General features: G+C 67.1%; 22 protein-coding genes. 14 read left to right on the forward strand and 8 right to left on the reverse strand.

Annotated elements, in window-relative coordinates; all coding sequences use genetic code 11:
* Positions 1–23 precede the first annotated feature (23 nt).
* Positions 24–518 carry a CoA-binding protein gene (locus tag J3367_RS18760; RefSeq protein ID WP_421462146.1) on the reverse strand — a complete coding sequence of 165 codons (495 nt, stop codon included), beginning with the start codon at positions 516–518 and terminating at the stop codon, positions 24–26.
* A gap of 62 nt (positions 519–580) precedes the next feature.
* Positions 581–1,399, reverse strand: a complete 819-nt coding sequence (locus J3367_RS18765) for an enoyl-CoA hydratase (RefSeq protein WP_421462096.1) — start codon at positions 1,397–1,399, stop codon at positions 581–583.
* 205 nt (positions 1,400–1,604) lie between these two features.
* Here J3367_RS18765 and J3367_RS18770 point away from each other — a divergent pair, with 205 nt between their 5' ends.
* The 6 genes from J3367_RS18770 (at position 1,605) to argC (ending at position 6,829) form a co-directional block, all read left to right on the forward strand.
* On the forward strand, positions 1,605–2,030 hold the full coding sequence (locus J3367_RS18770) for a PaaI family thioesterase (protein ID WP_421462097.1): 426 nt from the start codon (positions 1,605–1,607) through the stop codon (positions 2,028–2,030).
* Between the two features lie 212 nt (positions 2,031–2,242).
* A complete protein-coding gene (rplM, locus tag J3367_RS18775) occupies positions 2,243–2,707 on the forward strand; it encodes a 50S ribosomal protein L13 (protein WP_024351306.1) in 465 nt (154 codons plus the stop codon).
* Positions 2,707–3,183 (forward strand): 30S ribosomal protein S9, encoded by a 477-nt coding sequence (gene rpsI, locus J3367_RS18780; RefSeq protein WP_024351307.1) that lies wholly within the window; start codon positions 2,707–2,709, stop codon positions 3,181–3,183. The genes rplM and rpsI overlap by 1 nt, the downstream gene beginning before the upstream one ends.
* A 178-nt stretch (positions 3,184–3,361) precedes the next feature.
* On the forward strand, positions 3,362–4,324 hold the full coding sequence (gene speB / locus J3367_RS18785; protein WP_421462100.1) for an agmatinase: 963 nt from the start codon (positions 3,362–3,364) through the stop codon (positions 4,322–4,324).
* 185 nt (positions 4,325–4,509) lie between these two features.
* Positions 4,510–5,652, forward strand: coding sequence for a DegT/DnrJ/EryC1/StrS family aminotransferase (locus tag J3367_RS18790; RefSeq protein ID WP_421462102.1), 1,143 nt, complete (start codon positions 4,510–4,512; stop codon positions 5,650–5,652).
* A 121-nt stretch (positions 5,653–5,773) separates the two neighbouring features.
* Entirely contained in the window at positions 5,774–6,829 is a 1,056-nt protein-coding gene (gene argC, locus J3367_RS18795; protein ID WP_421462104.1) for an N-acetyl-gamma-glutamyl-phosphate reductase, read from the forward strand.
* 24 nt (positions 6,830–6,853) lie between these two features.
* Here the strand turns inward: argC and J3367_RS18800 are convergent, their stop codons facing one another.
* Both J3367_RS18800 and J3367_RS18805 read right to left on the reverse strand, forming a co-directional pair.
* Positions 6,854–8,224 carry an HD-GYP domain-containing protein gene (locus tag J3367_RS18800; RefSeq protein ID WP_024351311.1) on the reverse strand — a complete coding sequence of 457 codons (1,371 nt, stop codon included), beginning with the start codon at positions 8,222–8,224 and terminating at the stop codon, positions 6,854–6,856.
* A gap of 86 nt (positions 8,225–8,310) precedes the next feature.
* The gene (locus J3367_RS18805; protein WP_373279295.1) at positions 8,311–9,411 is read right to left on the reverse strand and encodes a COX15/CtaA family protein; all 1,101 of its coding nucleotides are present in this window, start codon (positions 9,409–9,411) and stop codon (positions 8,311–8,313) included.
* A 164-nt stretch (positions 9,412–9,575) separates the two neighbouring features.
* On the opposite strand from J3367_RS18805, the gene J3367_RS18810 reads away from it, so the two are divergent.
* On the forward strand, positions 9,576–9,815 hold the full coding sequence (locus tag J3367_RS18810; RefSeq protein ID WP_024351313.1) for a DUF2842 domain-containing protein: 240 nt from the start codon (positions 9,576–9,578) through the stop codon (positions 9,813–9,815).
* Positions 9,816–9,825: 10 nt separating this feature from the next.
* On the opposite strand, the gene J3367_RS18815 is transcribed toward J3367_RS18810, so the two are convergent.
* Positions 9,826–10,794 (reverse strand): hypothetical protein, encoded by a 969-nt coding sequence (locus tag J3367_RS18815; RefSeq protein ID WP_187390632.1) that lies wholly within the window; start codon positions 10,792–10,794, stop codon positions 9,826–9,828.
* A gap of 86 nt (positions 10,795–10,880) precedes the next feature.
* Between J3367_RS18815 and J3367_RS18820 the strand changes: the two genes are divergently transcribed.
* Positions 10,881–11,441 (forward strand): polysaccharide biosynthesis/export family protein, encoded by a 561-nt coding sequence (locus J3367_RS18820; RefSeq protein WP_024351315.1) that lies wholly within the window; start codon positions 10,881–10,883, stop codon positions 11,439–11,441.
* A gap of 297 nt (positions 11,442–11,738) precedes the next feature.
* A complete protein-coding gene (locus tag J3367_RS18825; protein ID WP_421462108.1) occupies positions 11,739–13,268 on the forward strand; it encodes an undecaprenyl-phosphate glucose phosphotransferase in 1,530 nt (509 codons plus the stop codon).
* Here the strand turns inward: J3367_RS18825 and J3367_RS18830 are convergent.
* On the reverse strand, positions 13,262–14,080 hold the full coding sequence (locus tag J3367_RS18830; RefSeq protein WP_024351317.1) for a 3'(2'),5'-bisphosphate nucleotidase CysQ family protein: 819 nt from the start codon (positions 14,078–14,080) through the stop codon (positions 13,262–13,264). The genes J3367_RS18825 and J3367_RS18830 overlap by 7 nt on opposite strands.
* A 206-nt stretch (positions 14,081–14,286) precedes the next feature.
* Here J3367_RS18830 and J3367_RS18835 point away from each other — a divergent pair, with 206 nt between their 5' ends.
* Both J3367_RS18835 and J3367_RS18840 read left to right on the forward strand, forming a co-directional pair.
* The gene (locus J3367_RS18835; RefSeq protein ID WP_421462110.1) at positions 14,287–14,853 is read left to right on the forward strand and encodes a TadE/TadG family type IV pilus assembly protein; all 567 of its coding nucleotides are present in this window, start codon (positions 14,287–14,289) and stop codon (positions 14,851–14,853) included.
* A 7-nt stretch (positions 14,854–14,860) separates the two neighbouring features.
* Entirely contained in the window at positions 14,861–15,430 is a 570-nt protein-coding gene (locus J3367_RS18840; protein WP_024351319.1) for a TadE/TadG family type IV pilus assembly protein, read from the forward strand.
* 15 nt (positions 15,431–15,445) lie between these two features.
* On the opposite strand, the gene J3367_RS18845 is transcribed toward J3367_RS18840, so the two are convergent.
* Together J3367_RS18845 and J3367_RS18850 are read right to left on the reverse strand one after the other, a co-directional pair.
* Positions 15,446–16,312 carry a DMT family transporter gene (locus J3367_RS18845; RefSeq protein ID WP_024351320.1) on the reverse strand — a complete coding sequence of 289 codons (867 nt, stop codon included), beginning with the start codon at positions 16,310–16,312 and terminating at the stop codon, positions 15,446–15,448.
* Between the two features lie 175 nt (positions 16,313–16,487).
* Positions 16,488–17,249 (reverse strand): SDR family NAD(P)-dependent oxidoreductase, encoded by a 762-nt coding sequence (locus J3367_RS18850; RefSeq protein ID WP_421462113.1) that lies wholly within the window; start codon positions 17,247–17,249, stop codon positions 16,488–16,490.
* 347 nt (positions 17,250–17,596) lie between these two features.
* Here J3367_RS18850 and J3367_RS18855 point away from each other — a divergent pair, with 347 nt between their 5' ends.
* The 3 genes from J3367_RS18855 to J3367_RS18865 all read left to right on the forward strand — a co-directional run bounded on the left by J3367_RS18855 (position 17,597) and on the right by J3367_RS18865 (position 21,501).
* Positions 17,597–18,988, forward strand: a complete 1,392-nt coding sequence (locus tag J3367_RS18855) for a PLP-dependent aminotransferase family protein (protein ID WP_421462115.1) — start codon at positions 17,597–17,599, stop codon at positions 18,986–18,988.
* A 157-nt stretch (positions 18,989–19,145) separates the two neighbouring features.
* Positions 19,146–20,540 (forward strand): circularly permuted type 2 ATP-grasp protein, encoded by a 1,395-nt coding sequence (locus tag J3367_RS18860; RefSeq protein ID WP_024351323.1) that lies wholly within the window; start codon positions 19,146–19,148, stop codon positions 20,538–20,540.
* Positions 20,541–20,550: 10 nt separating this feature from the next.
* A complete protein-coding gene (locus J3367_RS18865) occupies positions 20,551–21,501 on the forward strand; it encodes an alpha-E domain-containing protein (RefSeq protein ID WP_024351324.1) in 951 nt (316 codons plus the stop codon).
* Positions 21,502–21,627 lie beyond the last annotated feature (126 nt).

Raw genomic sequence — 21,627 nt, forward strand, 5'->3', positions numbered from 1 at the left:
TCGCAGGGCCGGGCGCCCCTCGCCTATTTCGTCCGGTTCAGCCCGTAGCTCTGGAAGCCCTTGCCCATGGCCGGCTTCTTCGAAGACAGGACGCGGGAATTGACGCCGTTCCAGCCGATCTCGCCCGACAGGCGCGCATATTCGATCTTCGGGCAGCGATCCATGACGACGGTCAGGCCGGCAGCCTCGGCCATTCGCGCGGCGGCATCGTTGCGGATGCCGAGCTGCATCCAGATGATTGAGGGCCGCGGATCCATCGCCAGCGCCTCTTCGACGATCCCCGGCACGGCATCGGCGGAGCGGAAGATGTCGACCATGTCGACCGGCTCAGGAATGCTGGCGAGGTCGGCATGGCAGCGCTGGCCGAGAAGGTCCTTACCGGCGAGGCCCGGATTGACCGGAATGACGCGGTAGCCCTTGGCCAAGAGGTATTTCAGGACGAAATAGGACGGGCGCACCGGCTTGGCGCTGGCGCCAACGAGGGCGATGGTCTGCACCCGGTCGAGCAGGCCACGCATGGCGGCATCGTCATAGACCAGCGGCGCCGGCGCAGCGGCACCCGGGGCGCTCTCCGCCGGGCTCATTCGTGCGTCCATTCCGGCTTGCGCTTCTCCAGGAAGGCGCCGATGCCCTCTTCCGCGTCCTTCGCCAGCATGTTCTCGGTCATCACCGAGGCGGCATATTCATAGGCGTCCGAGAGCCCCATCTCGGCCTGCCGGTAGAACGCCTCCTTGCCGGTCTTCACCGTCATCGCCGACTTGGAGGCGATGGTCGTGGCGTATTTGCCGACGATGGTGCCGAGATATTCCGGCGGCACGACCCGGTTGACCAGGCCGAACTCGCGGGCCGAACGGGCATCGATGGTCTCGCCCGTCAGCAGCATCTCCATGGCGTGCTTGCGGCTGAGATTGCGCGACAACGCCACCATCGGCGTCGAGCAGAACAGGCCGATATTGACGCCCGGCGTGCAGAACTGCGCTTCCTCGGAGGCGATGGCGAGATCGCAGGAGGCGACGAGCTGGCAGCCGGCGGCCGTCGCCAGCCCGTTGACCTCGGCGATCACCGGCACGGGGTGGCGCACGATCGCCTGCATCACCTCGGAGCATTTGCGCATCGTCGCCTCGAAGAAGGCGCGGCCGCGATCGGCGTCGGCGCGATGAGCGGTCAGTTCCTTCAGGTCATGGCCGGCCGAGAAGATCTTGCCCGCCCCCGCGATGACCACCACGCGGTTGTCGGTATCGGCCGCCGCATCGGCAAGCGCGGCGAGGATCGCGTCCATCATCGTCATCGACAGGGCGTTCGCCGGCGGGCTGGACAGGACGATCCGGGTCAGGCCCGTCGCACGCTGGATTTCGACGGGATGCTGGCCCGCATCGGCGATTTCGAAGATGTCTGCCATGGATCGGTTCCGGTCGACTGAAGGAAGGCGTTACCGCCACCTTCAACAGAATCGCCCCGCCTTCCGCAAGATCGTCGCCGCGCTCCGGCAGATGCTCCCCGCCGATATCCTCAGTCCGACTGGCCATTGCAGGGCCCCGAAGCTAGGACGGTGCAGGTCGGGAGGCGGCATCTGCCCGGCCCGGACAGGAGCGGGAGGAACGCGCATGCAGCCGATCATGACCTTGACCGAGCTCGAGGCCTTTCTCGACAGCGACTTTCCACAGCTCGGCGGGCGCGACGGCGGCTTTTCGATCGTCGATGTCAGCCCGGGCGCGGCGACCATGCGGCTCGACGCCAGTGACCGGCATCTGCGGCCCGGCGGCACCGTCTCCGGCCCCAGCCTCTTCGCGCTGGCCGATGTCGCCGCCTATGTCGCGATCCTCGCCCATATCGGGCCGGTGGCGCTCGCCGTCACCACCAACCTGTCGATCAACTTCCTGCGCAAGCCCGAGCCCGGCGGCATCCTCGGCGAAGCACGGCTCCTGAAGCTCGGCAAGCGGTTGGCGGTCGTCGACATCTCCCTGACCAATGCCGCGGACGAGGCGCTGGTCGCCCATGCGGTGGCGACCTATTCGATCCCGCCCCGATGAGACACGCCCGGCACTGCGGTATCATGATACCTTAATGCCGCGATCCCCTGCATGACAGGGGCTCGCGAAGGGTGCCGATACGCCTTTTGACGTTGACAGACGCGGTGCGGCCCCGTATGTCCCGCTCCACGAAGAGCCGGCTCGCGCCGCCTTCCCAAGATCGACGGCCACAGCGGCCGGCAACGATGCTCACGAACACCCAAGGGCAGAACATGAAAACCTTCTCGCAGAAGACCGAGACGGTGGAGAAGAAGTGGATCCTGATCGACGCCGAAGGGCTCGTCGTCGGCCGCCTCGCTTCCATCGTCGCGCTTCGCCTCCGCGGCAAGCACAAGCCGACCTTCACGCCGCATGTCGATGATGGTGACAACATCATCATCATCAATGCGGACAAGATCGTCCTGACCGGCAAGAAGTACGAGAACAAGACGTACTACTGGCACACCGGTTATGCCGGCGGCATCAAGGAGCGCAAGGCGCGCCACATCCTCGAGGGCCGCTTCCCGGAGCGCGTCGTCGAGAAGGCCATCGAGCGCATGCTGCCGCGCGGCCCGCTCGGCCGTCGCCAGCTCAAGAACCTCCGCGTCTACGCCGGTGCCGAGCACCCGCATGAGGCGCAGTCCCCCGAGACGCTCGACGTCCGGGCCATGAACTCCAAGAACTCGAGGGCCGCATAATGTCCCAGCTCTCTTCGCTCGAAGAACTCGGCACGGCCGAAGTCACCGCACAGCCGGAAGCCCCGGTGCATGTGCAGAAGCTCGACCAGTACGGTCGCGCCTATGCCACCGGCAAGCGCAAGGATGCGGTTGCCCGCGTCTGGGTGAAGCCGGGCACCGGCAAGATCACCGTCAATGACCGCGACTTCACGGCCTATTTCGCCCGTCCGGTCCTGCAGATGGTGCTGCGCCAGCCGATCGTCGCCGCGGCTCGTGACGGCCAGTTCGACGTCGTCGCCACGGTGGCCGGCGGTGGTCTGTCCGGCCAGGCCGGTGCGGTTCGCCACGGCATCTCCAAGGCGCTGACCTATTACGAGCCGGGCCTGCGCGCGGTTCTCAAGAAGGGCGGCTTCCTGACGCGCGACTCGCGTACGGTCGAGCGCAAGAAGTACGGCAAGGCGAAGGCCCGCCGGTCCTTCCAGTTCTCCAAGCGCTGATCGGCGCGGCGGCGTCTGCCGCCGCCCTTTCTCCCGCGAAGTTCAAAGCCGCCGGGTGGTCGCCCGGCGGCTTTTTGCTTATGTGGGCCCGACAGGCTGGTCTGGCGCATCGGAGCTGCGCCCGGCCCCGGCCACCTCCGGCCCGCCGCCTCCCCGACGCTCCCTCGCGGAAGTGACCATGCCCAGCACGTCCATCGACCATGCCTTCACCGCCGACAGCGCCCACGGCGCGGCGGGCGACCCGACCTATGCCGGAGCCCTCTCCTTCATGCGGCGGCGCCAGACCAAGGCGGTCGACGGCACCGACGTGACGGTCTGGGGCATTCCCTTCGACGCCTCGGTCTCCAACCGCCCGGGCACGCGCTTCGGCCCGCAGGCGCTGCGCCGCGCCTCGGCGATCTTCGACAATGATCCGCAGTTCCCCTTCAACACGGATCTCTTCGAAACCCTGAGCGTCGTCGATTACGGCGACTGCCTGCTCGACTACCGGCTGCCGGAGACGGCGCACCAGACCATCCGCGCCGAGGCGGCGGCCCTGATCGCGCGGACCGGTTTCCTGATGACGCTGGGCGGCGACCATTCGATCACCTTCCCGCTCTTGCAGGCGCATGTGGCGCGGCACGGCAAGCTGTCGCTGGTGCAGTTCGACGCCCATCAGGACACCTGGCCCGTCGCCACCGGCGGTGACGGCCAGCCCCGGGTCGATCACGGCTCCTTCGTCAAGGCGGCCGTGGATGCGGGCCTGATCGACCCGGCGACCTCGATCCAGGTCGGCATCCGCACCCACGCGCCGGAGCATTGCGGCCTCGCGATCCTCGACGGCGAAGCGGTGGAGGAGATGACCAGCGCGGCCATCGCCGAGGCGATCCTGTCGCGCACCGGCGGCGCGCCGACCTATCTCAGCTTCGACATCGACTGCCTCGACGTCGCGTTTGCGCCGGGCACCGGCACGCCGGTCGCAGGCGGCCCGTCCAGCGCCAAGATGCTGGCGGTGCTGCGCCGGCTCGGCGCTCTCCGGCTGGTCGGCGCGGACGTGGTCGAAGTCTCGCCGCCTTATGACCATAGCGACATGACGGCGATCGCCGGCGCAACGGTCGCCATGTATGTGCTCGGCCTGCTGGCGCAGAAGCAGGCGGGATGATGCGGCCCGGCGCGCTGACAAAGTGATTCAACACGCTGCCTTCCTGATTCAGGACACGCGCCTAACCCGTTGAAACGACGCTCCGTAAGCGACTGATACGAATCTTGAGTAGCCGGACGCCGGCTTTTCGATCACCACGGCATCGCGCCTTTGCGGCGGCGATTCACCCGACCCAGACGAGCCCCATGACCCAGAACATCCCTTTCATCGACCTCGCCACCCAGCGTGACCGGATCCGCCACAAGGTGGATCACCGCATCGCGACCGTGCTGGACCATGGCGCCTTCGTCATGGGCCCGGAAATCCGCGAGCTCGAGGCGGCGCTCGGCACATTCGGCCAGATGCCCTACACCCTGTCCTGCGCCTCGGGCACCGACGCGCTGGCGCTGCCCTTGATGGCCTGGGGCATCAAGCCGGGCGACGTGGTGTTCTGCCCGAGCTTCACCTTCGCCTCGACAGCGGAAGTCGTCGCCTGGCTCGGCGCGACGCCGTATTTCGTCGATGTCGATGCCGATACCTTCAACATGGACCCGGCGCATCTGGAAGCCGCGATCGCCGAGGTCGCCGGCAAGGACGGGCTGACGCCACGGGCGATCATCGCCGTCGACCTGTTCGGCCAGCCGGCAGACTACCCGGCGCTGCGCCGCATCGCCGACGCGCACGGGCTGAAGCTCATCTCTGACGCCGCCCAGGGCTATGGCGGCACCATCGACGGCGAATTGTCCAGCAAGTGGTCGCATGTCGTCTCCACCAGCTTCTTCCCGGCCAAGCCGCTCGGCTGCTACGGCGATGGCGGCGCGGTCCAGACCGACGATGCCGAACTCAACGAGATCATGGCGTCGCTGCGCGTCCACGGCCAGAATGTCGAGGACAAATACGACAATGTCCGCATCGGCATGAACGGCCGCATGGACACGCTGCAAGCCGCGATCCTGATGGAGAAGCTGGCGATCTTCCCGGACGAGATCGAAACGCGCGGCCGCGTCGCCGCCCGCTATTCGGAGATGCTCGCCGGGGTCGTGACGCCGCAGAAGCTCCTGCGCGACGCCGTCTCGACCTGGGCGCAATACACGATCCGCCTGCCGGAGGGCACCGACCGCAACGCCTTCGCCGCCAGCCTGCGCGAGGCCGGCGTGCCGACGGCGATCTATTATCCAAAGCCCCTGCACCGGCAGACCGCCTATCGCCACTTCCCGGTGACGGGCGGCGAACTGCCGGTCTCGGACGCCCTGTCCTGCGACGTCATCAGCCTGCCGATGCACGCCTATCTGGACGAGGCGACGCAGGACCGCATCGTGGCGGCTGTGAAGGCCGCGCTGCAGGCCTGACATCGGCCCCGGCGCGACGCCCCGGTCTGGACGTCGCGCCAGATTTCGATAAACCCCGGCAATGACAGGGGCGCCGCGCGAGGTCGCTGCGGGCCCGAAACCCCATGCGAGGAGATGGCTGATGGCCGACAAGATCAGGATTGGTGTGCTCGGAGCCAGCGGCTATACCGGCGCGGATCTCGTCCGTCTCGCCGCCCGTCACCCGAACATGGACATCGCCGTCCTCACGGCGAACAGCCACGCCGGCAAGCCCATGCGGCAGGTCTTCCGCCACCTGTCCCATATCGACCTGCCGGATCTGGTGACCATCGAGGAAGCGCCCTGGAGCGAGGTCGACGCGGTGTTCTGCGGGCTGCCCCACGGCACGACGCAGGCGATCACCAAGGAGATCTTCGAGACCTATCCGCAGACGAAGATCATCGACATGTCGGCCGATTTCCGCCTGCGGGACCCCGCCGCCTACAAGGAATGGTACGGGCTCGACCACGTCGCGACCGAGTTGCAGGGCGAGGCCGTCTACGGCCTGACCGAGCTCAACCGCGAGGCCATCCGCGACGCGCGGCTGATCGCCTGCCCCGGCTGCTATCCGACGGCGGCGCTGCTGTCGCTGGTGCCGCTGACCAGCGCGACGCTGATCGACGCCACAGACATTGTCATCGACGCCAAGTCGGGCGTGTCGGGTGCCGGTCGCGGGCTGAAGGAGAACACCCTGTTCTGCGAGGCCGGCGAAGGCCTGTCGCCCTATGCGGTCGGCAAGCACCGGCATTCGGCCGAGATCGAGCAGGAAATCGGCAAGGCCGCCGGCATCGACGATCTGAGGGTCAACTTCACCCCGCATCTCATTCCGATGAGCCGCGGCGAACTCTGCACCAGCTATGTGCGGCTGGCCGCCGGCAAGTCCGCGGCGGATCTGCGCGAGCACCTGATCGAGACCTATCGGGACGACCCGTTCATCACCATTCCGGACGAGGACGTCCTGCCCCAGACGCAGATGGTCCGCGGCTCGAACTATGTGGTGATCAACGTTGTGCCCGACCGCATTCCCGGCCGCGCCATCGTCATCTCGACGCTCGACAATCTGGTGAAGGGATCGGCCGGCCAGGCCATCCAGAATTTCAACGTCGCCTATGGCCTCGAGGAAACCACCGGCATCGCCCAGCTGCCGCTGTTCCCCTGAGCTGAGGCCAGCGACCGCGCGGCGTCAGGCGGCGGCGCGGTCGATGCTCTCGAGCGCCGCTTCCAGGGCCGCGAAGCAGCGCCCGTCGATCGCCGTTCCCACATCGGCCCGCATGATCGCCAGCGCCTTCGATACCGGCATCGCCGCGCGATAGGGCCGCTCGGCGGTCAGCGCATCGAAGATGTCGGCCGTGGTGATGATGCGGGTGTCGAGGCAGATCTCATCACCCGCCAGTCCGTTCGGATAGCCCCGACCATCCAGCCGCTCGTGATGGGCGCCGGCGATCCGCGCCAGGTCGGCGAAGATGCTGATGCGCGACAGGATCGCCTCGCTGAAGCCGGGATGCCCCTTGATCACCGCCCATTCGTCGGAATCCAGCTTGCCCGGCTTGTCGAGGATCTGGTTGGAGACGCTGAGCTTGCCGATGTCGTGGAGCAGCGCGACGCGCTTCAGGAAGCGTCGGCGCGGATCGCCCAGGCCCAGATTCTCGGCGATCAGGTCGGTGAACAGCGCCACCCGCTCGCTGTGGCCGCCCGTATAGGGGCTCTTGGAATCGACGACCTGCGCGAAGGCCTCGGCGAGGCTGTCGAGGAACTCCTCGTCGGCGAGCTCGGCATTGTTGTCGGGGGCAAGGCCGATCACCGTTGCAGCAAGGTCCGGTGCCCTGAGCGTCGTCCAGAACGCGGGGGCGGCGGCGACCTTCGTAAAGGCGTCGATCAGGGCCGGGTCGAACCAGCTGCCGCTGCGCGCCGTCACTTCGCGCAGGGCGAAGTCGGCGTCGGCGCTGGTGTGGAAGACGTCGACCACCTGGGCGAGCAGCGCGATGCGGCCGAACAGGGCGATCGCCTCCCCCTTCAGCCCCTGGGGCTGGCCCTTGCCGTTCCAGTGTTCGTCGAGATCGAGAATGCCGGCGGCCACGGTCTCGGGAAAACGCATCTGGCGGACGATGTCGGCGCCGCGGTGGCAACGCGTCTCGATCAGCTCGCGGGAGATCGTGTCGCCCTTGGCCAGCGCCACCACCATGGCGCGGAAGCGCTCGGCGAGGCTGGCCTTCAGGCCGGTATGCTTGAGAACGAAATGCAGAACGTGCGGAAGGCTGTCGCTGACGATCTTGATGTCGCGCTTGAAGGCGATGTCGTCGGTCAGGAAGAGCTGGCAGATGCGCGCCGCGTTGGAGCTGCAGCCGATGTCCTTGAGGAGCAGCGTGTAATAGAGGTCGGCCATTTCCGGCTCGGACAGGCCGATGGCTAGGCCGACATTCATGCCGATCCAGCAGCAGCGCAGGCCGTGGCCGTCGGGCTGGCCTTCGGTGAGGTCCAGCGCGTAGCTCAGGGCGCTGACGAGTTCGGCCTTGGAGACCGCCTGCCGTCCTCCCCCACCCGTGATCACACTCATCCCGCGCCCTGGCCCTTGCCCCGATGGCGAGGATCATCGCAGTCCCGGGTTAACGGAACGACGAAACCGGCGCGCGGCGAAACGGCTCAGGCGACCGGCGCCGGCTCGGGATATTCGCCCTTCAGCGCGCGGGCATGGGCGACCGCCAATCCGAGGACGATGACGCCGCCGGCCTGATGAGCCAGCGCCCAGTCGATGGGCACGGCCAGAAGCAGGGTCGTGATGCCGATCAGCGCCTGCACGAAGACGGCGGCGAAAAGCCAGATAGCGCGCCTGGTGTGAACGCTGCCCGCCGCCTGCAGCAGGGACGCGACCGCGTGGATCACCACCACCACGAACAGCACATAGGCACCGATCCGGTGCATGAACTGCACCGTCATGACGTTCTCGAAGAAATTCCGCCAGGCCGGGTCCATGACGAACAGGCCGCCGGGGATCAGGACGCCGTCCATCAGCGGCCAGGTGTTGAAGGTCAGGCCGGCATTCAGGCCGGCGACCAGGCCGCCCATGTAGATCTGGACGAGCGCCAGCAGCGCGATCAGCGCCGCAACGCCTGCCGACCCGCGCGACGGCGGCATGTCGAAGCGTTTCGGCGCCAGCCCGCGCGCCACCCAGATGATTGCGGCGAAGATCACGCAGGCGATCGTCAGATGCGTTGCGAGCCGGTACTGGCTGACATCGGTGCGTTCGGTCAGGCCCGAGGCGACCATCCACCAGCCAACCGCGCCCTGCAGGCCGCCAAGGGCGAGAATGCCGACGAGACGGGGTTTCAGGAACGGCTCGATGCGGCCGGTCAGCCAGAAGAAGGCCAGCGGGATCGCGAAGACGAAGCCGATCGCGCGGGCCAGGAAGCGATGCGCCCACTCCCACCAGAAGATCGTCTTGAACTCGTCGAGGCTCATGCCGAGGTTGAGCTGCTGATATTGCGGAATGCGCTTGTAGAGCTCGAATTCCTCATCCCATTCGGCGGCAGAAAGCGGCGGGACGATGCCGTGGATCGGCTTCCATTCGGTGATCGACAGGCCGGACTCGGTCAGCCGGGTGGCACCGCCGACGAGGACCAGCGCGAAGATCAGGAGCGCGGTGACATAGAGCCACCAGCGGATCGCGGCGCGGTCGCGCAGACGGGGAGATCGGGCCACAGGGCCGGCGGCGGAATGGGAGATCGTCGTCATGTCGCGTGCCATGTGCACCGAAAGCGCCAGGCGATCAAGCGCAGGAAAGTCGCAGGGGCGAGGCTGGCATTGGCGGCCCGGCCGGCCTAGAGGTCGGGCACGGCGACGGCCGGCCGATGGCAGCGCGGGACGACACCCTGCCCTCGGCGCAAAGGCGCGAACAGGAGAGGCGGATCATGCCGGTCAGAACCAGAAAGCTCATCGGCGCGGTCGTGCTGATCGTTCTCGTCATCGTCTATGCCGTCGTCGCGACGGCGGTGGCGACGCTCTATCTGCCCACCGCCAGCGGCTGGGTGCATCTGGCGTATTTCTTCTTCACCGGAATTCTCTGGGTGGTGCCGGCGATGTTCATCATCTCCTGGATGGAGCGGGTGCCGCGCAAGGATCGGGCGGACGGCGACGGGACGCGCGGCTGAACGCCCCGCCTCAGTCCGGTTGATCCGGGGCGCGACGCCCCGCCCGCCGCGTGGCCGCGCACTGCATGAAAATCAGGTCGTCGACGCCCAGCGCCCGCAAGTCACCGGCGATCGTCGCGTAGCCGTCCGGCGTTGCCGCCTGCCCGGCCACCACGATGGCGGTTTCCTCGTCGAGGAGTGACGGCAGGTCGTCCATGCGCCGGGCATCGAGCGCGACGATTGTGCAGTCATAGGCCTCGGCGCAGGCGGCCAGCACCAGCGTGACGTCGGGCGAATCCGGCTCCGGCGCCGCGCCCGTCGCCAGCACCACATGGCAGCCGCCGCGGCTGTCGCGATGGATGATCTCGCCGAGCGGCGCCAGGTTCTCGGCAAATTCGTGCAGGCCGGGACTGCCCGGCGCAATTCCCGTCTCCGCGGCGATCCGCTCCTCGCCGGTCAGATCGATCAGGATGCAGGACATGCCGGCGCGCGCGATGGCACGGCCGAGTTCGACGCCGCCGAGCCCACCCTCCCCGCCATCGGCCGACAGCATCACCAGGCGGCCGATGGCGCTGCGATGCAGGGCCATGACGAGTTCGCGGCTGGTGACTACCTCGTCGCCATGGCGCGGCGCGGCGGGAGCGTCGGCAGGGATGTCGTGCGGCATGAGAGCAGCGCTCGCTGTGCGTGATGGGACCGTCCGGTTCGCGAACCGCGCCGACGGGCGGGCAAGGCCACGGGCGACGAAATCGCTGAGCGAGGCGCCGAGGGCATGGATGCCGGCGCCCATCATCGCCGGGTCCTCGCACCGGGGCAACGGCGGCCGGGACGCATCGCGGCCGGCATGCCGGCGCGCGGCGTAAGGAGGATCGTCTGGAAACAGGGCGACATGCGCACTCCGGTGCCTGAGCTTCGCCTGCAGCCTGCCATTGGCCGGTAACTGTGCCGTTAAGGGACAGTTCGGCAGCGCTCGCCAATTCCCGCTCCCGGCGCCCGGCATTTTACGGTCGATTAACCCTAACCGTCTAACAACAGGTCATGACGGTGCGATGCCAATTGGGCCGAAGTGCCACGGGAACCTTGACCATGAAGCCGAGACTGGCCTTCATCCTCGCGATCGTGATCAGCGCCCTCGCCGGCTGCGCGTCCTACAAGCCGGTGTCGCCGGCGTTCCATGCGGCGCTCAACCAGTCCTATCGCCTGGACAGCGGCGACGTCCTGCGTGTCACAGTCTTCGAACAGTCCGGGCTCACCAATGCCTATCCGGTGGACAAGGCCGGCTACGTCTCGTTCCCGCTGGTCGGCTCGGTCCCGGCCCGCGGCCGCACCACCACCCAGCTCGAAGCCGAGATCGCCAATCGCCTGCGCGACGGCTATCTCAACGATCCCGACGTCACCGTGCAGGTCGAGACCTACCGGCCCTTCTTCATCATGGGCGAAGTCGCGACCGGCGGGCAGTACGCTTATTTCCCCGGGATGACGGTCCAGAAGGCGATCGCGGTCGCCGGCGGCTTCAGCCCCCGGGCCGAACAGGGCACCGTCGACATCACCCGCCAGGTCGGCAAGCGAATCCTGACCGGCCGGGTGCTGGTCTCCGATCCGATCCTGCCCGGCGACACGGTCTATGTCCGGGAGCGCTGGTTCTGACACGACCCGACTGCGCCGCTGCGGGGCGATCCCGCACCGGTCCGGTGAGGCTAATGGCGGTCGCCGTTCGCGGGTCACACATGCGAAACCGAGGCATCGGTTTCAGCGCGAGAAGCGGGATCAGGTATTGCGTCCCCGCCCCTCGCCGCATTTCCAGGCAGGGCTCAAGCATATCTTAGCCCTTTGCCTCCATTCTGCGCGGCCGAGAGATCAGGCGCGGCCCACAGAGGTGGGCATGTCGGCCGCCGACCTTGCGGTCGCGGCCCGAACTGCCGGCGGAATGGGAGTCGACCAGACATGGCGAAGATCGAGTCCAGCCTGCCTTTGAACGACGTAACGGTCGTCAGCTTCCCCGAGCCCGATGCGCCGGTCGAGCTGAACGCCTTCGCGGCGCGGGCGGCGGCCCAGTACAAGGACGATTTCATCACCCCGCGGATGCTGTCGGGCATCTGGCGCGGCGTCGAGTTCGTGCTGCTGACGCTGCTCGGGCTGGCTCTCTTCGTCGGCTATGTCGGCGTTTCCACGCATCTGTGGGAATCCTACGTCGTCCTGTCGCTGGTCGGCGCGGCGCTCGGCGTCCTCGCGATCAATCTGGCCGACGGCTACGAGATCTCGGTCCTGAAGGGTCGGGCCGCCCAGCTCTGGCGGATCGCCATCGCCTGGGGCCTGACGCTCTGCTTCCTCACTGTCGGCCTGTTCTTCCTGTTCAACGACGCGGCCTATTCCCGGTTCTGGATGGGCAGCTGGTTCGTCTGCGGCCTGGTGCTCCTGTCGCTCGGCCGCCTGGCGCTGGCCGCCAAGATCCGCCGCTGGCTGCGCAACGGCCGCATGGAGCGGCGCGCCATCATCGTCGGCGGTGGCCGCGGCGCCGAAAGCCTGATCCGCAGCCTCGAGGGCCAGCCCGACAGCGACATCCGCATCTGCGGCATCTTCGACGACCGCGACGACCGGCGTTCGCCACCCATCGTCGCCGGCTATCCCAAGCTCGGCAATATCAGCGAGCTGGTGGAATTCGCCCGCCGCACCCGCATCGACATGCTCATCGTCACCCTGCCGCTGTCGGCCGAGCAGCGCGTCCTGTCCCTCCTGAAGCGCCTCTGGGTGCTGCCGCTTGACATCCGGCTGTCGGCGCATTCGGCCGAGCTGCGGTTCCGCCCGCGTACCTATTCCTTCGTCGGCGACGTACCGCTGATCGACGTCTTCGACCGGCCGCTGGCGGACTGGGACTGGATCGCCAAGCGCTTCTTCGACGTGGTCTTCGCCAGCCTCGCCATCGTCCTTCTGTCTCCGGTCTTCCTTCTCACCGCCCTCGCCGTGAAGCTGGACTCGAAGGGTCCGGTGATCTTCCGCCAGAAGCGGCACGGCTTCAACAATCACATCGTCGACGTGTTCAAGTTCCGCTCGCTCTATGCCGAGATGTCGGATCCGCTGGCCCGGCAGATCGTGACCAAGGGCGACAAGCGCGTCACCCGCGTCGGCCGCTTCATCCGCAAGACCTCGCTCGACGAGTTGCCGCAGCTCTTCAACGTGCTGCGCGGCGACCTGTCGCTGGTCGGCCCCCGGCCCCATGCCGTCCACGCCATTTCCAGCGGCAACGAGGCGTTCGTGGCCATCGTCGACGGCTATTTCGGCCGTCACAAGGTCAAGCCGGGGATCACCGGCTGGGCGCAGATCAAGGGCTGGCGCGGCGAGATCGACCAGCCCGACAAGCTGCAGAAGCGTTTCGAGCACGACCTCTACTACATCGAGAACTGGTCACTGCTGCTCGACCTCTACATCCTCGCCATGACGCCGATCAGTCTGTTGCGGACGAAGTCGGCCTACTGACGCCCGGCCGGCTGCGGCACGATTCCCGGTCGATCGAGCAGGGCGCGATCGCCGAGCGCGATGAAGTGCGGATTGCCGAAGACGTCCTCGTCCGGCGCGTGCGTGCGGCCATAGGCCAGGGGCGCCCCGTCCAGGGTGATGGTCAGTCCGCCGGCCGCGCGCAGCACCGCGTCGCCGGCCGCCGTATCCCACTGCATCGTCCGGCCGAAGCGCGGATAGAGGTCTGCCTCGGCTTCGGCCAGAAGGCAGAATTTCAGCGAGGATCCGATGGACTTCCGCTCGGCCACGTCGAGGCGGCCGATATAGTCGCGGGTCGCATCGTCGAGGTGGTTGCGGCTTGCAACGACATCCAGCGCTGCGCCCGCCTTGCGGCAGGCCAGCGGCGTCGCGGCCCCGTCGCGCTCGACCATGGCAGGCGTCCCTGCCCCGCCATGGTAGATCGTCCCGGTCTCGGGAATGCCGACGCAGCCGAAGACCGGGGCCCCGTCCTCGATCACCGCGACATTGACGGTGTAGTCGGGCGTGCCGGCGATGTAGCTCTTGGTGCCGTCCAGCGGATCGACCAGCAGGAAGCGCCGGCCGACGGCCGGGATCTCGCCGTCCGAGAAGGCCTCTTCGGCAACGATCGGCAGGGTGCAGCCGCCGCCCTGGATGACCGCGACGATGGCCCGTTCGGCGGCCTTGTCGGCCTCGGTCACGGGCGACCGGTCGGATTTGTAGTCGACGCCGCTGCCGGTCTGGGCGCGGATCGCCGCCATGCCGGCGCGGACCGCATCTATCATCAGCGCCGTGTCGATCCTGTCGTCGCTCATCGCTTTTCGTCCCTTCTGTGCTTCGGGCCCCGGCCGGGCTAATCCGGTTCGGCCGCCCGCCGCAAGGCCCTGCAGCTCGGCATGCGGTCACCTTTGGCTAACCGTGCGGGCGAATAGGCGCACTTGGCGCGACTTTCCTGAGGGAAAAGTAACCCCCGCGGGCGATGATGCCGGCTTGCGAACCAATCCGGGGACACAAGATCACCGTGCCGTTTCGACCCGCCAGTCCGAAGAAGAGACAGCGCAAGACCTTCGGTCGCGACACGTCCGGCGCGACCGCGGTGGAATTCGCCATGGTCGCCGCCCCGCTCTTCATGCTGATCTTCGCCATCGTCGAGACCTTCGTCATCTCGGCCGCCGGCATCCTGCTCGACACCGCCGTCGACGACGTCGCCCGGCAGGTCTTCACCGGCCAGATCCAGCAGTCCGACATCAAGCCGTCGGTGTTCCGCGAGAAGATCTGCGACAAGGTCGATTTCCTCCTGAGCTGCGACAAGGTGAAACTCGACCTGCGCACCATCCCGGCCTTCGCCGATATCCCCACCGACGTGCCGATGAAGCTGAAGCAGGTGGACGACAGCCAGTTCTGTTTCGACCCCGGCGCGGCCAATTCGATCACCGTGCTGCGCGCCTATTACGAATGGCCGTGGACCGCGTCCTTCCTGCACAAGCTGGCGGCCGAAACCGACGGCAACAGCGTCATGTTCTCCATCGCCGCCTTCATGAACGAGCCTTTCGGGGATCGTCTGAACAGCAATTCCAACTGCGCCTGAGGGATCGATGACCGCCAAATTCTTCGGCCCGCTCCGCCGCGCACGCAACGCCCTTGCCGCCTTTTGTGGCGATCGCGGCGGCGTGGCTGCTCTGGAATTCGCCATCATCCTGCCCGGCCTGCTGCTGATCTATCTCGGCGGCTTCGAAGCATCGAAGGCGCTGGAGGCAAGCCGCAAGGTGGAATCGACGGCGGAGACGGTCGGCAATCTCGTCGCCCGCAACCGCACGATGACCGAGACGGGCCTCGAGAACATCTACAACATCTCCTCGGCGATCATGGTCCCCTTCTCCACCGACGGGTTGAAGATCGTCGTCACCACGGTCAGCGTCGACGACGAGGGCAAGGGCACGGTCGACTGGTCGCAGGCCAATACCGGCCCGGCGCTCGACAAGGGTGCCCGCTACGACGTTCCCTCCGAGCTGGTCTTCGGCGCCGAGACCTATCTCGTCGTGGTCAGCGTCAGCTACCCGTACAAGCCGGTCATGGATTATGGCGGGTTCTTCTCGGGCACCACCATGGCCAAGGAATACACCTTCCGGCCGCGCATCAGCAAAAGCATCGTCTGGGAGAACTGAGCCGGGTCTCGCCGGTCAGCGGCGGGTGCGGTTCTCGCGCCACCAGATCGTCAGTCCGCTGGCGATCAGGATCGCCGCGCCGGCCAGGAAGTTCCAGCTGAGCGGATCGCCGAGCAGCGTCACGCTGTAGATGCTGGCGAAGAAGACCTGCGCGTAGAGGAACGGCGAGAGCGCCGAGGCCGAGGCGTAGGCAAAGCCCTGCACGATGCAGAAATGGCCGAGCGCCCCCAGCGTGCCGATCGTCACCATCATGGCGAAAACCGGCCAGGTCGGCGTTTCCCAGACAAAGGGCACGGCGATGGTCAGGAGCACCGCGCCGACCGCCGTCGTGTTGAACAAAGTGGCGGCGTTTTCCTCCGGGCCCGACAGGGCGCGGGTCATCAGGAAATAGCCCGACAGGATCACCGCCGACAGAAGCGGCAGCAGGAGATACGGGCTGGTGTCGGCAAAGCCCGGCCGCACGATCAGGAGCACGCCGACGAAGCCGGCGAAGACGGCCGCGATGCGCGGCACGCCGATGCGCTCGCCGAGAAAAATCACCGACAGAACCGTGACGAGGACCGGTGCGAAGAACTGCACCGCCGTCGCGTCGGCCAGCGGCACGTGGGCGAAGGACACATACATCAGCGTCGTCGCGCACAAGAGCGCCGCACCGCGCGCGAGCTGCAGGCCCGGGCGCTTGCTGTGCAGGAAGCTGGTGCCACGCGTCCGGGCGAGCCACGCCGTCATCAGGATCGTGTGGAAGAAATACCGGGCCCAGACGATCTCGAGGACCGGCAGCTCGCCGGTGAGATACTTGCCGAACGTATCCATCGTGGCGAGCAGCAGCCCGGACAGGATCGTCAGCAGGATGCCGGCCAGAACGCCGCTCGGCCGGGTCATCGAAGGCTGCGCGATAAGTGATGCATACGATCACTTCTGCCTTGCCGGCGGCGCGAAAGCGAGCCCGCCGGCATCAGGCCCACCGGTTTGTCCCCCGGCCGATCGGCCCCGCCATGTCCCGAAGCCTTGCCGGCAGCGGGACTGGCGGCCGGGGCTGAGGACACCGGCACGCCGATTAGATCGATCCGGCTTCGACCATGTAGTTGTTGGCGCTGCACATGGCGGCGTCGTCGGAGGCCAGGAACAGCACCATCCGCGCCACATAGACCGGCTCGATCAGGTCCGGCAGGCACTGGCGCGCCTTGTGCTTGTCAAGCGCCTCCGGGTTGGCCCAGAGCTGCTTCTGGCGCTCGGTCATGACCCAGCCCGGCACCACGGTGTTGACGCGGATCCGGTGCGGGCCGAGATCGCGCGCGAACGAGCGGGTCATGCCGTGCACGGCCGACTTGGCGGTGGTGTAGGCGGGCATGTTGCCGGCTGCCTCCCACCAGGAGTTCGACCCCATGTTGATGATCGAGCCCTTGCCGGCCGCGATCATCCCCGGCGCGGCCGCCTGGATGGCGAAGAACATGTGGCGGAGATTGATGGCGATCCGCTCGTCGAAATAGTCCGGCGTCACGTCTTCCCAGCCGTGGCGATCGTCGCGGGCGGCATTGTTGACCAGCACCGTGGCCGGCCCGTTGGCCTCGGCAAGGGCCGCGAAGGCGCGTTTCAGATCGTCTATGTCGCGCAGGTCGCAGGCCTCGAAGCGGACCTGCCGCCCGGCGCCCGTCAGCTCGCCGGCCAGCGCCGTGCCGGCATCGCGGTCGAGATCGACGAAACCGACGTGGGCGCCCTGTTCGGCGAAGGCCCGGACCATGATCTCCCCGATGCCCGAGGCCCCGCCGGTGACGATGACGCTGGCGTTTTCGAGACTGGGATAGCTGGCAAAGCGCATGGATCGTCCCCTCTGAATCCGGTTGAAGCTCGATAGTGAACTGTTGCGGGGGCTGGTAGCATGCCGGCCATGACCGGGCGAGCCTGCCGGCCGCGCTTTACTGCGGCGCAGGCCCCTGCCGTTCGCGCCGCGCCTCCGGCAGCTGCCCGCCGGATGCTGACGATGACAGATGGTGATTCCGGCCGTGCGGGCCGAATGCGCCGCGTCCGGTCAAGCCGGAAGCCTTTAGCCGGGCGGCTATGTTGCAGTGCTCACTCGACTTTCGGACTATTGCACGTCCGCAAGCCTAGCTTAGGATTAGGCAACCTCGTCATGTGATATAACAAGGTGATTTCGGGCTGTCTGAATTGCCCACCGCACAGGCTCGCAACGTCATGTGGAACGCGCAATACGAACACGGTCTGGACGACGTCGCCAGTATCGTCGAGCGGATCGCGCAGGACATCGAAGCCGGCGTGCTGCGCCCCGGCGACCGTCTGCCGCCCCAGCGCGAGCTGGCGAACGGGCTCGGCGTCAAGCTGTCCACGATCAGCCGCGCCTATCGCGAGGCGGCGCAGCGGCGCCTGATCGGCGGCGAGATCGGTCGCGGCACCTACGTCTTGGCATCCAGCTCCGATTCGCTGCTCTTCGCACCCGACGTGTCGGCCGAGCGGCTGGTGGACCTGTCCACCAACGTGCCGGTCCCCGTGCCGGACGACACGGCAATGGCGTCGCTGATCGACGGCCTGAGTTCCACCGAGCGGGCGCAGATGAGCGGCTATCCCGGCTGCGCCCTCGTCCATCGTGCCGCGGTAGCGGTCGGCGACTGGATGGCCTGGCGCGGCATGACGCGACGACCGGCGACGGTGGTGTCGTGCGCCGGGGCCCATGCGGCGCTGCAGGCGCTGCTGGTGCATGCCACCCGCGAGGGCGACGCGATCCTCGTGGAATCCCTGACATTCCCGGGCCTGAAAGCGCTGGCGCGGCAGTTGCGGCTGCGGCTGATCCCGGTGGAACTGGACGGTGAAGGCGTCACCCCGGAGGGGTTCGACGCGGCTGCGCGCAGTTCCACGGCCAGGCTGGCCGTGCTGATGCCCAACCTTCACAACCCGACCGGCGCGGTCATGGGCGACGACCGGCGCCGGGCAATCGCCGAGATTGCCGAACGCCGCGACCTGACGATCATCGAGGACGACGCCTACGGGGCCCTAGCCGGCCGGCCGCCGCTGGCAGAAGATCTGGGTTCGCGTGGCATCGTCGTCTCCAGCCTGTCCATGACGGTCATGCCGGGACTGCGCTTCGGGTTCGTCGCCGGCGACCATCCGATGCTGGCCGCCCTCAAGCGCAACCTGCACCTCACCTCCTGGATGATGACGCCGCTGTCCCTCCGGGCCGGATCGGCCTGGATCGAGGATGGCACGGCGGCCGCGCGCACCGCCTGGCAGGCCAACGCGGTCCGCGAGCGCTGGCGGCAGATGGGGCAGCATCTGGGCCCGTCCGACGCGGTGGCCGCACCCCATGTCTGGCTCGGTGTCGACGGCGATGCCGAGGAGGCCGCGACGCAGCTGCGCCAATGCGGCGTTGCCGTGGTGCCGGCCGAAACCTTCGCCTCAGGACGCACCTTCCATTCGCGCGTGCGCGCCTCGCTGACCGCCGCCCCCACGCGTGCTGACCTCGACACGGCGCTGGCGATTCTTGCCGATTTCGGCGCGCGCCCCGCCGCGCTGCCGTGGGCCGGCGGTTCCACCCTCGCGCGATAGGCGCCGCCTGCCCGATCGGGCGGCAGCGGCGGAGGCAGATTGCACAAACGCACGTCAATCGACCGCCACAGCCTGCGAGACCCTTGATTTTCCGGCCTGTCGCTTTCTCTTATTCAGAAGACAGGTCTGGAGGGTGCAGGTGACGGCGTTCGACGAAATGCTTCTCGATGACGACAATGTCCGGGAACCCTATGCGCGCTTCAACGAGTGGTTCCGGCAGCAGAACATCGAGGAACTGGCCGCCAAGACCAACGAGGCCGAGGATTTCTTTCGGCGCACGGGCATCACCTTCAACGTCTATGGCGAGGCCGAGGCGGCCGAGCGGCTGATCCCCTTCGATCTCGTGCCGCGGATCATGGCCAAGGCCGAATGGGATCTTCTCGCCGAGGGCATCGAGCAGCGGGTGCAGGCCCTCAACGCGTTTCTCTACGACATCTACCACGACCAGGAGATCGTGAAGGCGGGCAAGGTGCCCGAACGCCTGATCGTCGGCAACGAGGCCTATCTGCCCCAGATGGAAGGCTTCCGGCCGCCCGGCGGGGTCTACACCCACATCATCGGCACCGACATCGTGCGGTGCGGCGAGAACGAATTCTACGTTCTCGAAGACAACGCCCGCACGCCGTCCGGTGTCTCGTACATGATCGAGAACCGCGAAACGATGATGCAGATGTTTCCCGAGCTGTTCGCGCAGAACCGCGTGCGGCCGGTCGAAACCTACCCGCATCACCTGCGCCGCTCGCTCGCCGCGGTCGCGCCGCCCGCCTGCGACGGCCCGCCGACCATTGCCGTGCTGACGCCGGGCATCCACAATTCCGCCTTCTACGAACATGCCTTCCTGGCCGACCAGATGGGTGTCGAGCTGATCGAGGGCGCCGACGCCAAGGTGATCGACGGTCGCATCCAGATGCGGACCACCGAGGGCTACCGGCCGATCGATGTCCTCTATCGCCGGGTCGACGACGAGTATCTCGATCCCGAGGCGTTCAGGCCCGATTCCATGCTCGGCATTCCCGGCATCATGGAGGTCTACAAGAACGGCGGCATCACCATCGCCAATGCCCCCGGCACGGGCATCGCCGACGACAAGGCGATCTATTCCTACATGCCGGAAATCGTCGAGTTCTATACCGGCAAGCCGGCCCTCCTGCAGAACGTGCCGACCTGGCGCTGCGCCGAGGAAGACAGCCTCGCCTACGTCCTCGACAATCTGAAGGACCTCGTCGTCAAGGAAGTGCACGGCTCGGGCGGCTACGGCATGCTGGTCGGACCGGCAGCCTCGACGGCCGAACGCGAGGCCTTCGCGGCGAAGCTGCGGGCCAGGCCGCGCAACTACATCGCCCAGCCGACGCTGGCGCTGTCGACCGTGCCGATCCTGGCGGAGCATGGCCTCGCCCCGCGGCATGTCGATCTTCGCCCCTTCGTCCTCGTCTCCGACAAGGTCCGGATCATACCCGGCGGACTGACGCGCGTGGCTCTCAAGGAGGGCTCGCTCGTGGTCAATTCCAGCCAGGGCGGCGGCACCAAGGACACCTGGGTACTGAGGGACTGAAGCGAAGCACATGGCACTACTCGGACGCACCGCCAACGGCCTGTTCTGGATGTCCCGCTATATCGAGCGGGCCGAGAACATGGCCCGCCTCGTCGACGCCGGACAGCGGCTGTCGATGACCAACCTCTCCTCGGACGAACCCGACGAATGGCAGTCGGTGCTGGTCTCGGCCGGCGTCGAGGCGGCCTATCTGGCCAAATACACCGAATACGACACCGCCTCGATCATCGACTTCCTGCTGCGCGACCGGGACAATCCGTCGAGCGTGCGCTCGTCGATCGACACGGCGCGGATGAACGGGCGGATGGTGCGGACCGCCCTCACCCGCGACCTGTGGGAGACGATCAACGAGAGCTGGCTGATCATCAAAAGCCGGCTCGACAAGCCGCTGAACCCGCTCGAACTGACGGCCATTCTGGAACTGGTGAAACGCCAGACGGCGCTGATCCGGGGCGTCTTCCACGGCACGATGCTGCGCAACGAGATTTTCGACTTCTGCTCTCTCGGCGCCTTCATCGAGCGGGCCGACAACACCGCCCGCATCCTCGACGTGAAATACTGGGTGCTCCTGCCGGAACACTCCTCCGTCGGCTCGTCGCTCGACAATTTCCAGTGGGCGTCGATCCTGCGCTCGGTCTCGGCGCACCGCGCCTATGCCTGGGAATATGACGGCGAGTACCGGGCGACGAACATCATCGACTTCCTGATGCTGAACCGCAGGTTGCCGCGCTCGCTGGCCTATTGCTATCTCTGCATCGAGGAAAGCCTGAAATATCTGAACCGGAACTACGAGACCCAGCACCCCTGCTCGCGCACCGCCAGCGATATCACACGCAAGCTGTCGGACGCGTCGGTGAAGGAGATCATCGACGGCGGCATGCACGAGTTCCTCGAGAACTTCATCATCGAGAACAACCGGGTGGCCAGGGAGATCGCCGAGAGCTACCGCTTCTACGCCTGATAGTGGCAAGACGGCTTCGCTCGCCTGCGAACCGTCACCCTCACGACCAATAACCATTGCGGAAGGCGCGCGGCCTGCACAAAGATGCAGCCGCGCGCGGATAGCTGATTCGTCCTGCGCGCCCCA

Origin of the sequence: Aurantimonas sp. NFXS3 (genome assembly GCF_049132005.1) — a bacterium.
Lineage (GTDB): Bacteria > Pseudomonadota > Alphaproteobacteria > Rhizobiales > Rhizobiaceae > Aurantimonas > Aurantimonas coralicida.

Excerpts from the sequence above, each read along its gene's own strand:
- J3367_RS18760 (WP_421462146.1), bottom strand. The coding sequence starts at position 518 with ATGCGTGGCCTGCTCGACCGGGTGCAGACCATCGCCCTCGTTGGCGCC.
- J3367_RS18765 (WP_421462096.1), bottom strand. The coding sequence starts at position 1,399 with ATGGCAGACATCTTCGAAATCGCCGATGCGGGCCAGCATCCCGTCGAA.
- J3367_RS18770 (WP_421462097.1), top strand. The coding sequence starts at position 1,605 with ATGCAGCCGATCATGACCTTGACCGAGCTCGAGGCCTTTCTCGACAGC.
- rplM (WP_024351306.1), top strand. The coding sequence starts at position 2,243 with ATGAAAACCTTCTCGCAGAAGACCGAGACGGTGGAGAAGAAGTGGATC.
- rpsI (WP_024351307.1), top strand. The coding sequence starts at position 2,707 with ATGTCCCAGCTCTCTTCGCTCGAAGAACTCGGCACGGCCGAAGTCACC.
- speB (WP_421462100.1), top strand. The coding sequence starts at position 3,362 with ATGCCCAGCACGTCCATCGACCATGCCTTCACCGCCGACAGCGCCCAC.
- J3367_RS18790 (WP_421462102.1), top strand. The coding sequence starts at position 4,510 with ATGACCCAGAACATCCCTTTCATCGACCTCGCCACCCAGCGTGACCGG.
- argC (WP_421462104.1), top strand. The coding sequence starts at position 5,774 with ATGGCCGACAAGATCAGGATTGGTGTGCTCGGAGCCAGCGGCTATACC.
- J3367_RS18800 (WP_024351311.1), bottom strand. The coding sequence starts at position 8,224 with ATGAGTGTGATCACGGGTGGGGGAGGACGGCAGGCGGTCTCCAAGGCC.
- J3367_RS18805 (WP_373279295.1), bottom strand. The coding sequence starts at position 9,411 with ATGGCACGCGACATGACGACGATCTCCCATTCCGCCGCCGGCCCTGTG.
- J3367_RS18810 (WP_024351313.1), top strand. The coding sequence starts at position 9,576 with ATGCCGGTCAGAACCAGAAAGCTCATCGGCGCGGTCGTGCTGATCGTT.
- J3367_RS18815 (WP_187390632.1), bottom strand. The coding sequence starts at position 10,794 with ATGCCGGGCGCCGGGAGCGGGAATTGGCGAGCGCTGCCGAACTGTCCC.
- J3367_RS18820 (WP_024351315.1), top strand. The coding sequence starts at position 10,881 with ATGAAGCCGAGACTGGCCTTCATCCTCGCGATCGTGATCAGCGCCCTC.
- J3367_RS18825 (WP_421462108.1), top strand. The coding sequence starts at position 11,739 with ATGGCGAAGATCGAGTCCAGCCTGCCTTTGAACGACGTAACGGTCGTC.
- J3367_RS18830 (WP_024351317.1), bottom strand. The coding sequence starts at position 14,080 with ATGAGCGACGACAGGATCGACACGGCGCTGATGATAGATGCGGTCCGC.
- J3367_RS18840 (WP_024351319.1), top strand. The coding sequence starts at position 14,861 with ATGACCGCCAAATTCTTCGGCCCGCTCCGCCGCGCACGCAACGCCCTT.
- J3367_RS18845 (WP_024351320.1), bottom strand. The coding sequence starts at position 16,312 with ATGACCCGGCCGAGCGGCGTTCTGGCCGGCATCCTGCTGACGATCCTG.
- J3367_RS18850 (WP_421462113.1), bottom strand. The coding sequence starts at position 17,249 with ATGCGCTTTGCCAGCTATCCCAGTCTCGAAAACGCCAGCGTCATCGTC.
- J3367_RS18860 (WP_024351323.1), top strand. The coding sequence starts at position 19,146 with ATGCTTCTCGATGACGACAATGTCCGGGAACCCTATGCGCGCTTCAAC.
- J3367_RS18865 (WP_024351324.1), top strand. The coding sequence starts at position 20,551 with ATGGCACTACTCGGACGCACCGCCAACGGCCTGTTCTGGATGTCCCGC.